The sequence below is a fragment of the Carnobacterium sp. genome (genome assembly GCF_049673005.1).
In the GTDB taxonomy this organism is placed as follows: Bacteria; Bacillota; Bacilli; order Lactobacillales; family Carnobacteriaceae; genus Carnobacterium_A.
This window is the reverse complement of record NZ_JBATXB010000033.1, coordinates 30,215-44,189: the sequence shown is the minus strand read 5'-3', so window position 1 is coordinate 44,189 and position 13,975 is coordinate 30,215. Positions and strand designations below refer to the sequence as shown.

13 protein-coding genes are annotated in these 13,975 nt (G+C 33.1%); 10 read left to right on the top strand and 3 right to left on the bottom strand.

The genetic code is table 11. The features are described 5' to 3' along the window. Positions 1–70 precede the first annotated feature (70 nt). From WBF61_RS03025 to WBF61_RS03015, 3 genes are all read left to right on the top strand, one after another. Positions 71–1,429 carry an FAD-dependent oxidoreductase gene (locus tag WBF61_RS03025; RefSeq protein ID WP_424253777.1) on the top strand — a complete coding sequence of 453 codons (1,359 nt, stop codon included), beginning with the start codon at positions 71–73 and terminating at the stop codon, positions 1,427–1,429. A 237-nt stretch (positions 1,430–1,666) separates the two neighbouring features. Next, complete coding sequence (locus tag WBF61_RS03020; RefSeq protein ID WP_424253775.1) at positions 1,667–2,224, top strand: thermonuclease family protein; 558 nt, start codon at positions 1,667–1,669, stop codon at positions 2,222–2,224. A gap of 132 nt (positions 2,225–2,356) precedes the next feature. Further along, positions 2,357–3,940: a peptide chain release factor 3 gene (locus tag WBF61_RS03015; protein ID WP_424253773.1), complete on the top strand. Its 1,584-nt coding sequence runs from the start codon at positions 2,357–2,359 to the stop codon at positions 3,938–3,940. A gap of 91 nt (positions 3,941–4,031) precedes the next feature. On the opposite strand, the gene WBF61_RS03010 is transcribed toward WBF61_RS03015, so the two are convergent. Both WBF61_RS03010 and WBF61_RS03005 read right to left on the bottom strand, forming a co-directional pair. Further along, positions 4,032–4,313, bottom strand: coding sequence for a DUF1827 family protein (locus tag WBF61_RS03010; RefSeq protein ID WP_424253772.1), 282 nt, complete (start codon positions 4,311–4,313; stop codon positions 4,032–4,034). Positions 4,314–4,489: 176 nt separating this feature from the next. Beyond that, positions 4,490–6,706 (bottom strand): AAA family ATPase, encoded by a 2,217-nt coding sequence (locus WBF61_RS03005; protein WP_424253770.1) that lies wholly within the window; start codon positions 6,704–6,706, stop codon positions 4,490–4,492. A gap of 196 nt (positions 6,707–6,902) precedes the next feature. Between WBF61_RS03005 and WBF61_RS03000 the strand changes: the two genes are divergently transcribed. The 7 genes from WBF61_RS03000 (at position 6,903) to WBF61_RS02970 (ending at position 13,035) form a co-directional block, all read left to right on the top strand. Further along, positions 6,903–7,091 carry a hypothetical protein gene (locus tag WBF61_RS03000; protein WP_424253768.1) on the top strand — a complete coding sequence of 63 codons (189 nt, stop codon included), beginning with the start codon at positions 6,903–6,905 and terminating at the stop codon, positions 7,089–7,091. A gap of 190 nt (positions 7,092–7,281) precedes the next feature. Beyond that, a complete protein-coding gene (locus WBF61_RS02995; protein WP_424253766.1) occupies positions 7,282–7,548 on the top strand; it encodes a phosphocarrier protein HPr in 267 nt (88 codons plus the stop codon). Next, positions 7,548–9,275, top strand: coding sequence for a phosphoenolpyruvate--protein phosphotransferase (ptsP, locus tag WBF61_RS02990; RefSeq protein WP_424253764.1), 1,728 nt, complete (start codon positions 7,548–7,550; stop codon positions 9,273–9,275). The genes WBF61_RS02995 and ptsP overlap by 1 nt, the downstream gene beginning before the upstream one ends. 136 nt (positions 9,276–9,411) lie before the next feature. Next, on the top strand, positions 9,412–10,599 hold the full coding sequence (locus WBF61_RS02985) for a glycosyltransferase family 4 protein (RefSeq protein ID WP_424253762.1): 1,188 nt from the start codon (positions 9,412–9,414) through the stop codon (positions 10,597–10,599). Positions 10,600–10,615: 16 nt separating this feature from the next. Then, positions 10,616–11,641, top strand: coding sequence for a glycosyltransferase family 4 protein (locus tag WBF61_RS02980; RefSeq protein WP_424253760.1), 1,026 nt, complete (start codon positions 10,616–10,618; stop codon positions 11,639–11,641). A gap of 105 nt (positions 11,642–11,746) precedes the next feature. Next, a complete protein-coding gene (locus WBF61_RS02975; RefSeq protein ID WP_424253758.1) occupies positions 11,747–12,631 on the top strand; it encodes an NAD(P)-dependent oxidoreductase in 885 nt (294 codons plus the stop codon). A gap of 170 nt (positions 12,632–12,801) precedes the next feature. After that, positions 12,802–13,035 (top strand): YkuJ family protein, encoded by a 234-nt coding sequence (locus tag WBF61_RS02970; protein ID WP_085560292.1) that lies wholly within the window; start codon positions 12,802–12,804, stop codon positions 13,033–13,035. A 129-nt stretch (positions 13,036–13,164) separates the two neighbouring features. On the opposite strand, the gene WBF61_RS02965 is transcribed toward WBF61_RS02970, so the two are convergent. After that, entirely contained in the window at positions 13,165–13,809 is a 645-nt protein-coding gene (locus WBF61_RS02965) for a copper homeostasis protein CutC (protein WP_424253755.1), read from the bottom strand. Positions 13,810–13,975: the final 166 nt, after the last annotated feature.

The window sequence follows — 13,975 nt, the reverse complement described above, 5'->3', positions numbered from 1 at the left end:
ATACCAACTAAATGGTGCCAATTTTATTAAACGAATCCAATAAAAAGTTAATATTAGGAGGAATTACAACATGAAAGTAATCGTAATTGGCTGTACTCATGCAGGAACATCGGCAGTAAAAACTATTTTAAATGAAAACCCATCAGCCGAAGTAGCCGTTTTTGAACGCAATGACAATATTTCATTTTTATCTTGTGGAATAGCATTATATGTAGGTGGAGTTGTAAAAGACCCAGCAGGTCTATTCTATTCAAATCCAGAGGAGTTAGCTTCTATGGGTGCTTCAGTGAAAATGGAACACAACGTTAAGGAAATTGATACAGTTGCGAAGAAAGTAATTGTTGAAGATATTAAGACTGGTGAAATATTTGAAGAGTCTTATGACAAATTAGTTAATACTACAGGTTCTTGGCCAATTATCCCTCCAATTCCAGGTATTGATCATAAAAACATTTTATTGTGTAAAAATTATAATCAAGCAAATGAATTAATTGCTAAGTCAAAAGATGCTAAAAAAATCACAATAGTTGGTGGTGGTTACATTGGTATTGAGTTAGTTGAAGCTTTTGCTGAATCAGGCAAAGATGTAACATTAATTGATGGTTTGGATCGTATTTTAAACAAATACCTTGATAAAGAATTTACAGATGTATTAGAAGCGGATTTACAAAATCGTGGAATCAAATTAGCATTAAACCAATCTGTTAATGGTTTTAATGCCAATGAAGCTGGAGAAGTTGTTTCTGTTCTTACTGCACAAGACGAGTATGAAACAGATTTAGTTATCATGTGTGTTGGCTTCCGTCCTAACAATGACTTGTTAAAAGGTAAAGTTGATATGTTACCTAATGGAGCGATTATCGTGGATGACTACATGAGAACTAGCAATCCCGATATTTATGCTGCAGGAGATAGCTGTGCGGTAAACTATAATCCAAATGGCGGACATGCTTATATTCCATTAGCTACAAATGCTGTACGTATGGGAACATTAGTTGGTAAAAATATTGTAGAACCAAAAGTTAAATACAGAGGAACTCAGTCAACTTCTGGTTTGTATTTATTTGGATTTAACATTGGGTCAACAGGAGTAACAACAAGTGGGGCGCCTCATTTTGATTTAGATGTACGTTCAGTCTTAGTTAAAGACAACTATCGTCCTGAGTTTATGCCAACAACAGAAGAAGTATTGATGCAACTAGTTTATGAAGTTGGAACAAATCGTATCGTTGGTGGGCAAATAATGTCTAAATATGATGTGACACAGTCTGCTAATACACTTTCATTAGCTATCCAAAATAAAATGACTATTGAGGACTTAGCATACGTTGATTTCTTCTTCCAACCACACTTCGACCGTCCATGGAACTACTTGAATATTTTAGCTCAAGCAGCGGTAGAACAAGAAAGAAAATTAGCTGAAAAATAAGTATAACGGGTATTTTTAGTACCTTGTTGAGAGGAAAGGACTAAAAGTCCTTTCCTCTCTCTTTTTTTAAGAAAAATGACTAGAGCATACCACGCCTAGTTAAAGAATAGTTAACTGCATCTTTCATCAAGATATTTTTTGTATTATAATAAAAATTAAACATGGCTAATGAATTTCTGGCTGTGAGAATAGATAGAAAAATAGGCTTAGCTGGTTTTTTTAAAGGGATGTGGGAAATTGAAGAAAAATATAAAACTACTTTCTGGTATAATAGCACTTCTTATTGCTTCAGCTGGAGGTTACGTTGTATCAGATTATTCAACTGGAAATTCGTATTCTGAAATTGAAGATAAAGAAATAGCGATAGAATTAACGAGAGTTATTGATGGGGATACAATTGAGTTTAATAGAAATGGTGAAAATAAAAAAATGCGTTTACTTTTGATAGATACTCCTGAAAGTACGACAACTAAAACAGGTTCAGCTCAGCCGTTTGGCAAAGAGTCGAAAGAATTTTTATCCGAATATTTGGTAGGAAAAAAATTATCGTTAGAATATGAACCTACTCAAGAACAAGAAGATCAGTATGGACGTACGCTAGCCTATCTATTTGCTGATGGGGAACTAGTTCAAGAAAAGCTTGTTGCAGAAGGATTAGCAAGAGTTGGTTATGAAAAAGGTCAAGAAATTTATCTCGATGATTTAAATGAAGCGGAGAAAAATGCGGAACTAGATAAAAAAAATATCTGGTCAATAAAAGATTATGTAGGAAAATATGGTTTCAATAATAAATAAAAAATCTTGATGAGTATGCTATAATTGTTTAGATTATACTAAAAAAGAGTGAAAATAGAAAAGGGTGTTGACATGTAGCTACATGCCAGTAAGCAAAACTACTAAATAATGATTTAAATGAGGGATACTAAAATGGAACAGAAATTAAAAGACGAAGTCGAATCAAGAAAAACATTTGCAATTATTTCCCATCCGGATGCAGGGAAAACAACGATTACTGAACAATTATTATTGTTTGGTGGAGCAATTCGACAAGCTGGAACAGTAAAAGGGAAAAAAACAGGGAAATTTGCAACTTCTGACTGGATGGAAATAGAAAAACAACGTGGAATTTCAGTTACTAGTTCAGTTATGCAGTTTGAGTATCATGGAAAGAAAATAAATATTTTAGACACACCAGGACATGAGGACTTTTCAGAAGATACTTATAGAACATTGATGGCTGTAGATAGCGCAGTTATGGTTATTGATAGTGGGAAGGGAATTGAACCTCAAACTAAAAAATTATTTCAAGTTTGTCGTATGCGTGGAATTCCAATTTTTACTTTTATTAATAAACTTGACCGTGATGGTAAAGAACCATTGGAATTATTAGAAGAATTAGAGGAAGTCTTAGAAATTGACTCATATCCAATGAATTGGCCTATTGGAATGGGAAGAGGTTTATTAGGGTTATACGATAATTATAATAAGCGAATTGAAATCCATCATCCTGATATAAATGGGATAAATGGAGAAAAAATTGTTGAGTTAAATGCAGAAGGTAAAATAGAAGGCGATCACCCCATTAAAAAATCTTCTCTATATGATCAAGCTCTAGATGATATAGAATTATTAAATGAAGCTGGAAATGAATTTTCTGAAGAAAAGATTATAAATGGTCAATTAACTCCAGTATTTTTTGGATCCGCATTAACAAATTTTGGAGTTCAAACATTTTTAGATACTTTTCTTAACTTTGCGCCAAGTCCATCTTCTCATAAAGATATTGATGGCAATAAAATTCCGGCTACAAATGATGAATTTTCAGGATTTATTTTTAAGATACAAGCGAATATGAATCCTGCTCATCGCGATCGCATAGCTTTCATCAGGATTTGTTCGGGTGAATTTGAACGTGGGATGGATGTAACTCTTGCTAGGACGAAAAAGAAAATAAAGTTATCTAACTCAACTCAATTTATGGCCGAGAGTCGTGAAATGGTTCAAAAAGCTGTTGCAGGAGACATCATCGGTTTATACGATACAGGGAACTTCCAAATTGGAGATACTATTTTTGAAGGTAAAAAAAGTGTTGAATTTGAAAAATTACCACAATTTACACCTGAAATCTTTATGAAAGTTTCAGCTAAAAATGTAATGAAACAAAAATCATTCCATAAAGGTGTTCAACAGTTAGTGCAAGAAGGTGCGATTCAACTCTATAAAACATTCCATACGGAAGATTATATTTTGGGAGCTGTAGGTCAATTACAATTCGAGGTATTTCAATATAGAATGCTTCATGAATACAATTCAGAAGTAATAATGACTCCAATGGGAAATAAAATTGCGCGTTGGATTAAACCAGAACAATTAGATACTAGTATGTCATCTAGTAGAAACTTACTGGTTAAGGATCGTTATGATCAACCTTTATTCTTATTTGAAAATCAATTTGCAATGCACTGGTTTGGAGATAAGTATCCAAATGTAGAATTAAAATCTTTACTTTAAAACTATTTAATAGGAAAAACCAAAGCAAAAACCCTATATTTTTAAATATAGGGTTTTTGCTTTGGTTTTTATCAGAAATAAGAATAATAAATTATTGCTTTACTAATACAGATAATTCAACGATGTTAGGAGCGTGTATGATATCTACTTGATCTATAGTAGTCTCTAAAATATTATCGATAGCGTATTTTATTTCAGCGTTCTTAATGTTGCGATTTTTGTTTAATAAAAGTACATCTTCATGAGTAGGAGCTCCCGAAAAAATTACAGTTGTTGGACCTAATGTATAAACTTTAATAAAGTTTGCATCAGTATTCCCTAATTGCTCGGTTACTAAATCTATGTGGCTATTTGTAACATCAATGAGCTTCATTTTTTCACCTCTTTTATAAATCTGCTATATTAAGACTATTATATAATTAATAAGTAGTAAATTCAAAGTATATTAACTAAACGATATCGGACAGAACATAATCGAAAGAAATATGTAAGTAAAAGAATGTCTAGATTTAATTCTAAACATCCTCCTACATAGCTAAAAATATCGACTTAGTTGGCGCTGTGATTAGCATTTGTTATTGCAGAAATCTCTTGTTTAGAGGTTACAATAATATCACCTTCATCATTAGTTAAGACGACTAAATTCTTAATTTCAGGGTAATCAATATAAAAATCTGCAATACGATCCTCTATTTGTTCTTGAATAACACGACGCAGAGGTCGCGCTCCTAGTTGAGAGTCGTATCCTAAATCTACTAATTTTTTCTTAGCAAGATCAGTTACTTCTATACTTATGCCTTGACTTTTAATCATATCATTAACGTCTTTTAACATTAAGTCGATAATTACAAGTAGATGCTCTTGTTCTAAAGAGTTGAATTCTACTATAGCGTCAAATCTATTAATAAATTCCGGTTTAAAGAAATCGGTTAAGTGAGATAACACAGATTTTTGGTTGCCCTTAGATGCTGCTGCAAAGCCTACATTTGCTTCTAGTGAACCCGTACCTGCATTGCTAGTCATAATGATGATAGTATCCTTAAAACTAACTGTACGACCTTGAGCGTCCGTTAGACGACCATCTTCAAGAACTTGCAAGAACATATGAAGAACATCAGGATGAGCTTTTTCGATTTCATCTAATAATAAAATGCTATATGGGTTGCGACGAACTTTTTCAGTTAGTTGTCCAGCTTCTTCATATCCTATATAGCCAGGAGGAGATCCAATTAACTTAGCAACGCTGTGCTTTTCCATGTATTCACTCATGTCAAAACGGATACAAGCTTCTTTATTTCCAAAAAGTTCTTGAGATAGTTGTTTAGCTAATTCTGTTTTACCTACACCTGTGGGTCCGACAAATAAAAATGAGCCGATTGGACGATTTTTCTTGTTTAGACCGATTCTACTCCTACGAATAGCTTTGGAGATTTTCTCAATTGCCTGATTTTGTCCAATAACGTGTTTGCGTAAGTCAGTTTCTAAGTTGCGAAGCTGTGTTTGTTCTTTTTCTTTAAGTTCGCCAACTGGTATACTTGTTTTTGTTTCAATGATATGGACCATATCTTTTTCAGTTACAACGGGTCGCTCTTGTGATTGGATAGTTTGTTTTTCGCGCATATTGGCAAACTTTATTGCTTGATCTCGATAGTATGCAGCTTTTTCATAATCTTCTTCTTGTAAGGCAGCTTGTTTTTGTGAAGCTGCTTCCGCCAATTTATCTTCAATGATCATAGGATCCATTATTTGAATAGTTAAGTTCTTTTTAGAACCTGATTCATCAAGCAAATCGATAGCTTTGTCTGGAAGGAAACGATCTTGAATATACCTATTTGATAAAAGAACGGCACTTTTTATTGCTTCATCACTATAAGTTACTTGGTGATAATCCTCGTATTTACTCTGAATACCTTTTAAAATATCAATAGATTCTTCAACCGAGGGCTCATTTACACGAACGGGTTGCAAACGACGTTCGAGTGCAGCGTCTTTTTCAATAGAACGGTATTCTTTTAAAGTAGTCGCTCCAACCATTTGAAGTTCACCACGTGCTAGAGCTGGTTTAAGCATGTTGCTTGCATCCATACTTCCTTCTGCACTACCGGCACCTACAATTTCATGTACTTCATCGATAAAAAGAATAATTTGAGGATTTTTTTTCATTTCATCCATTAATTGTTTCATTTTTTCTTCAAACTGACCACGTATGCCCGTTCCTTGGACTAAAGATGCGACATCTAATTGGATAACTTCTTTATTCATTAATTTTTGAGGTACTTCAGCATTAACAATTTTTAAAGCTAATCCTTCTACTACCGCAGTTTTACCAACACCTGGTTCACCAACTAAAACAGGATTATTTTTTGTACGACGATTCACTATTTCAATTACACGTTCTATCTCTTTATCTCGACCAATAATTGGATCAATAGAGCCGTTTCTAGCTAAATCAGTTAAATTCGTCCCATATTCACTTAATAGACCACTTATTTTGTTGGTAGGAGGACGTTTATTCCCCCCACCTTGGCTATTTTGAGTAGTAGGGAAATTTTGATTGCTCTGTTTAGAAGAATTTATTGAACGGAAAAATTCTTCTAAATTACCTAATCCAAAAGGATCTTGAGGGTTCTGACGATTATTTTGATTATTAGCTTCTTTTAAAATACGGTAACAATTTTGACAGATATCTAATTGGCCTTTTTGACCATCCATATTGGTATACAAATGGATGGTTGCATTTTGTTCATGACAATTTTGACATAACATAAAGCACACAACCTTTCGTTGTTTAAATTTTTAGGTAGATAAAAAGTCGGCATTGTTTGACCTTGCCTGACCTTCTTGGTTATTATACACTGACCTTGTCTGACATTCAAGAGAAATGCTCTATCTTTTGCTAATAAGTTGGAGTACAATTACGCTTGTTAACTGTAAATTGATTTTAGAAGGAGATAGCAACTAAATGGATACCAGACAAATTGAAGAAAACATTGAAAAGTTAATAAGTGGAGAAAAAGATGAGATTCTTATTAAAAAAGAAGATTTTATGAAGTTTAGAGAAATATGGTTAAATCATCCAGATAAAAACTCAATTATTGGTAAAGCAAATCATTTTGGAGAGGTTAGTTATTACTATAAATCAAATGAATAAAAGGTTAATAAAATAATATTCAATTAAGAAAAGATTAAAAGTAGTTGTAGAATCTTATTAAAAATGGTAACCTATGAAGATGAAAGGGTTATTTTTAAAAAGTGCGTTCTTTAGGCATAAATGTCTATTAACTCGTGGATAAAGAGAGCCCTCATAAAAAAATTTTTTTATTAAAAGGAGATCAAATATCATGGAAAAACGCGATTTTCACGTAATAGCTGAAACAGGAATTCACGCTCGTCCCGCAACTTTATTGGTGCAAACAGCAAGCAAATTTAGCTCAGATATCAACCTTGAGTATAAAGGTAAATCTGTTAACTTAAAATCTATCATGGGTGTAATGTCATTAGGCGTTGGCCAAGGTGCAGAAGTTGTTATTAGTGCAAACGGTACTGATGAAGCAGAAGCAATCACAAGTATCGAAGAAACAATGAAGAAAGAAGGTTTAGCTGAGTAATGGTTGAAAAATTAAAAGGGATCGCAGCAAGTGACGGCATTGCTACAGCAAAAGCTTATCTTCTTGTTCAACCCAATTTGTCTTTCGAAAAAACCTCAGTTGAAAATTCTGATTCAGAAATAGACCGTTTAAAAAATGCCTTGAATAAAGCTACTCAAGAACTTGAGCTGATTCGTACTAAAGCTGCTGAAGCTTTAGGCGAAGAAGAAGCTCAAGTTTTTGATGCACATTTGATGGTTCTTTCTGATCCTGAGTTAATTGGGAGTATCGAAAGTAACATAAGCGATAATAAAGTAAATGCTGAAAGCGCACTTAAAGAAGTAACGGATATGTTTATTGGTATCTTTGAAGGTATGGAAGACAATCCTTACATGCAAGAACGTGCTGCTGACATCAAAGACGTTACTAAGCGTGTATTGAGTCATCTTTTAGGGGTAAGGTTACCTAACCCATCAATGATTGATGAAGAAGTAATCGTTATCGCACATGACTTGACTCCGAGTGACACAGCTCAACTAAACCGTAAATATGTTAAGGCATTTGTGACGGATATTGGCGGACGTACTTCTCATTCAGCAATTATGGCACGATCTCTTGAAATTCCAGCAATAGTTGGAACTAAATCTATTACAGATTTAGTTAAAGAAAATGATATTATAATTGTTGACGGATTAGAAGGCGATGTATTAGTTCATCCGGATGAAGCGGACATTTCTTTTTACGAAGAAAAAGCTCAACAATTTGAAGACCAAAAAGTAGAATGGAATAAGTTGAAAAACGAAAAAACCTATACTGCAGATGGGAAACATATTGAACTAGCTGCTAATATTGGCACACCTAAAGACTTAGTAGGAGTTAAAGATAATGGCGGAGAAGCTATTGGATTATACCGTACTGAATTTCTTTATATGGATTCACCAGACTTTCCAACAGAAGATGCTCAGTTTGAAGCTTATAAAACAATCTTAGAAGGCATGGGAGATAAAGCTGTTGTTGTTAGAACAATGGATATCGGTGGAGATAAAGAGCTACCTTATCTAACATTGCCTCATGAGATGAATCCGTTTTTAGGTTACCGTGCAATCCGTATTTGCTTAGCAGAGCCAGAAATGTTTAAAACTCAACTGCGTGCATTATTACGTGCTTCTGTCTTTGGTAAATTACGTATTATGTTCCCAATGATTGCAACTTTAGGAGAGTTCCGTAAAGCGAAAGCTATGTTGCTTGAAGAAAAAGAAAACTTGAAAAATGAAGGCGTAGCAGTTTCAGAAGATATTGAAGTCGGTATCATGATTGAGATTCCTGCTGCAGCTGTTCTTGCCGATAAATTTGCTAAAGAAGTAGATTTCTTCAGTATTGGAACAAATGACTTGATTCAATATACTATGGCAGCAGACCGTATGAACGAACGAGTTTCTTATTTGTACCAACCATATAATCCATCAATTTTACGTTTAATTAAGAACGTTATTGATGCTTCTCATAAAGAAGGAAAATGGACAGGTATGTGTGGAGAAATGGCAGGAGATCAAACGGCTGTACCTTTGTTAATGGGACTTGGTCTTGATGAGTTTTCAATGAGTGCTTCAAGCATTCTGAAAACAAGAAGCTTGATGAAGCGTTTAGATTCCAATAAAATGGCGGAATTAGCAGATAGAGCAATTAATGATTGTGATACAGCTGAAGAAGTTGTTAGTTTAGTTGAAGAGTATACAAAATTAAATTAAAGAGTAAACCGTTGGAATTTTTAATTCCAACGGTTTTTTGTTTTTATAATTGTTTCTGAAGGTAGCTAGTTATAAAGGGTTATAATTTATGTTTTTATACAATACCAAGTATAATAATATAAAGGGGTGAAGCGAAATGAAAGTTGGAATTTTTACGGATACTTACTTTCCACAAATAAGTGGAGTAGCCAGCTCAATAAAAACACTAAAAAGTGAACTTGAGCGACAAGGTCATTCTGTCATCATTTTTACAACTACAGATCCTAAAGTAAAATATAATGAAGTTGGAATTATTCGGTTACCGAGTTTGCCTTTTTTATCATTTCAAGATCGTCGTGTTGCAATAAAAGGATTACACCGAGCACTAAAGATAGCTAAAGAACAATCCTTAGATATTATTCATACGCAAACAGAGTTTAGTCTAGGTTTAACAGGAAAATATATAGCTCATCAATTAAAAATCCCTTGTATCCATACTTATCATACAATGTACGAAGATTATCTTCACTACATTGGAAAAGGAAAAATCCTTCGTCCTAATCATGTTAAAATAGCATCGAAAATATTTTGTAATAAAGCCAATGGTATTATAGCACCAAGTAAAAAAGCAGCCCAACAATTATTAAATTATGACGTTACTTCAAAGATAGTCATTATCCCAACAGGTATTATCTTAACTAATTTTCTTGAAAAAGCAACAAGAGATATACGTGCAGAGTTATCTTTTAACTCTGATGAACCCTTACTTTTATTTTTAGGAAGGGTTGCTCAAGAAAAGAGTATTGATATTCTTATTAAGTCCATGCCTCAAGTTTTAGCTAAAAAACCAAAGGCGAAACTTTTAATTGTTGGAAATGGACCACAAAAGAAAGAATTAGAATATTTAGTCCAAAGTTTAGATTTAGCTAAATCAATTTTTTTTGTTGGAGAAGTAGAAAGTTCTCAAGTACAAGCGTATTATCAAGCTGCTGACTTATTTTTAAGTGCATCTGATTCTGAGTCACAGGGATTAACTTACATTGAGTCTATAGCTTCTGGAACGAATATTATAGCGAGATACAATGATTATACTGAAATATTGACTCAAAACGGAGACTTTGGAGAAACTTTTAGAAAAGATGAAGAATTAGCAGATGTCATCATTATGTCTATGATGAAAAACGAGTTTAATTTAGATAATAAAAAGAGAGAAGTAAATCGAGAGAGACTATTTAAACAGTTATCATCTGAATTGTTTGGAGAAAAAGTCATTCAGTTTTATGAGTTAATGATAGAAGAATATAAGGATGAAAAAAAATTAGTTATTCTTTCGAAACAACGTTAAAAGAGGAGTAGTAATTATGATACGAATAACGATGTTTTCTTCAGCGGACAAAATAGCTGGACAAGGAGTTGGTAGCGCTTATTTAGAACTAGTTCATTTATTGGGAAAGTACCATACAAGAAAGTTAGAAATTAGAATTAATGACTATAGTAGAACAGATATTAGTCATTACCACACAGTTAATCCTTCTTTTTTTCTAAGTACTTTTTTTAAGAAGCGAGTAGGTAGACGTATTGGTTATGTTCATTTTTTACCATCTACCTTAAAAGGAAGTATTCATTTGCCTCGTTTGATTGAATTATTTTTTTATACCTATGTCATTAAATTTTATAAACGAATGGATCACTTAGTTGTGGTTAATCCCGCTTTCATTAAAGAGTTAGAAAAATATGGAGTACCAAGGAAGAAAATAACGTATATTCCAAATTTTGTTTCTAATACCAAATTCCATCCTTTATGTAGCGATAAAAAAAATGAAATGAGAGCTAAGTTAGGTATCTTAGAAAATCAGTTTGTAGTTATGGGAGCTGGGCAAATACAAGAACGTAAAGGTATACTTGATTTTATTGATTTAGCAAAACAAATGCCAGATGTCCAGTTTTTATGGGTAGGTGGATTTTCGTTTGGTAAAATAACAGATGGCTATGATAAATTCACTAAAGTAATGAAGCAACCTCCTGAAAATTTGCGTTTTATAGGCATTGTAAAGAGAGAAGAAATGTGTAGTTTTTATAATCTGGCAGATGTTTTTTTATTGCCATCTTTTGAAGAACTATTTCCCATGTGTATTTTAGAGGCATTCTCCTGTGGTAAGCCTGTTATTTTAAGAGATTTAGATTTATATTTACCTATATTGGCAGGTTATTATGAGCCTGCACTTGATCGAAATAGAATGAAAACTATTATTGAAGAAATGATGAATAATCCAATTTTTTATAAAAGAGCTATTCAAAAGGCTGCTGCAGGAAGTAACTATTATTCAGAAGAAAGGCTTGCTGGAATATGGCTTGATTTTTATGAAAAGCAAATAAAAGTACAATGATTTTATAGTTTGACCAGTAGTATTAAGAGGTTTGATAAAAAGTTCCGTATATTAGTTTTTCATCTAGAATGTTATACTAAAATCATAAGGATTTGGGAAGGGTGTATGTATAAAATGAAAAAAATTGGTTTTATTGGAACAGGTGTAATGGGTAGCTCTATCGTGAAACATTTACTTAAGGCTGGGTATGAAGTAAATGTTTATAATAGAACAAAAAGTAAAACGGACGATTTAGTTTCTTTAGGTGCTAATTGGTGTGAAAATCCAGCAACAGTGACAGAAAAAAGTGAGATTATTATTACTATAGTAGGTTATCCTAAAGATGTTGAAGAAACCTATTTAGGAGAAAAAGGTATTTTTAAAACAGCTACGTCTAACCATATCTTAATCGATATGACTACGAGTACTCCTACTTTAGCGGCTAAGTTATATGAAGAAGGTAAAAAAAGAAATATCCCCGTACTTGATGCTCCAGTATCTGGTGGAGATTTGGGTGCTAAAAATGGAACATTAACAGTAATGGTTGGTGGGGATGAAGGTGTTTTTGAACTTGTTAAACCCATCCTTGATGTATTTTCAAGCAAAGTAAATCTACAAGGGTCAGCAGGTAAAGGTCAACACACAAAAATGGCCAACCAAATTATGGTAGCAGGAACGATGACAGGTTTGACAGAAATGTTGGTATATGCTGAAGCAGCTAATCTGAATTTAGAAAAAGTTATTGATACTGTGAGTGGAGGTAGTGCAAATAACTGGTCATTAGTAAACTATGGTCCCCGTATTTTGAGTGAAGACTATTCACCTGGTTTTTTTATAAAACATTTTGTTAAAGACTTGAATATTGCTTTAAATGAAGCCAAAATAATGAATATAGATTTACCTTTTACGTCATTAGCTCAACAATTTTATGAAAAACTTGAAATAGATGGACATGGGAATGATGGTACTCAAGCATTTATTAAATTATGGTGGCCTGAAGGGAAAAGATAAGCTATTTTAAATGGGTTTATGATTATTATAGTATTGATAATTACTTAATAAAAAAGGCGTTTCTTTAAGAAAATAAAAATTAAATGAATAAAAAAAGATAACTTTACTGTCTTTTGAAGAAAAATCTGTTAAAATAGTGACTGAGCCAAGTTTGAAAGGGGTACGAGATTATGAAACCTTCACAATTACAGGCAATCATTCGCCGATTGGAAGCTATGTTAGAAGATAAAGATAGTGAAGTTCAAGTACGTAGATTTGAAAAAGAAGGCAATGAACGTTGCTTAATTTCCTATGATGCTAAAACGACTACTTTTGAATTAGAAGATAGCTCGACACGTCAAGTTTATCAATTTGATGATTTAGATTTAGTTGCAATTGAAATTTTTGAATTGTTGCAAGACTAAAAAAAATAAAGAATGAGCTCAGTTATACTAGCTCATTCTTTTTTTGAAGATTTAACATTAGAAATTATATATATTATTAAATGGAAAACGAGTTTCTGCAGATTTGAATCATACAGAAACTCGTTTTACTTAATTTAATGGACCGACTATTTTTGTACCGTGAACTTCATTAACTCCCAAGTAATCAATCACACTTTGAGCATTCTCATCGTTTATTCCGCCTCCAGGAAGAATGATTATGCGCTTATCTGCGTAATCAACTAATTCCTTTAGTCTTGGCAAAGTTTTTTCAATAGAGACATCAGCATTTCCACCATGGGTTAAAATACGTTCTACACCGTGTTCAACTAACCAGTCAATCGCTTCAAATTGACGGATGTGTGGGATAGAATCGAAAGCCATATGGAAAGTTGTTTGTAAGCCGTAAGATTCCTCTAAAATTTGCTCCATTGCATCCTCGTCTAGCCAATTTTCCTTATTCAAGCATCCGACGACAATACCATCAATGCCAAGATTTTTAGCCTCTATAATATCGTATCCCATTATTTTTAATTCAGTATCATTATAAATAAAATTTCCGCTACGTGGACGGATAATGGCCATCACAGGAACTGAGTGCTCGCTGCAATAAGCTAACGTCTCTTGCATCACTCCTTTACTAACCGTTGTACCTCCGCTAGGCAAGTAATCGCAAAGTTCGACACGAGTTGCCCCTTTTGCAATAGCTGCAGGAACCATTGTATAATTTTCAACACAAACTTCTTTAAGAAACATTGTTTCACTCTCCATTTTCTTAACTTATTTTTTAAAGTATACCATGAAAAATAAAATTAGTTTACCGTCACTTGCTTTATTGAATATTGTTTGAGTCTTCGCTATAATAAAAATGAACTGGTAGTATAAAAAAGATTGAACTAATATAAGTGGAAATTAGAACAGA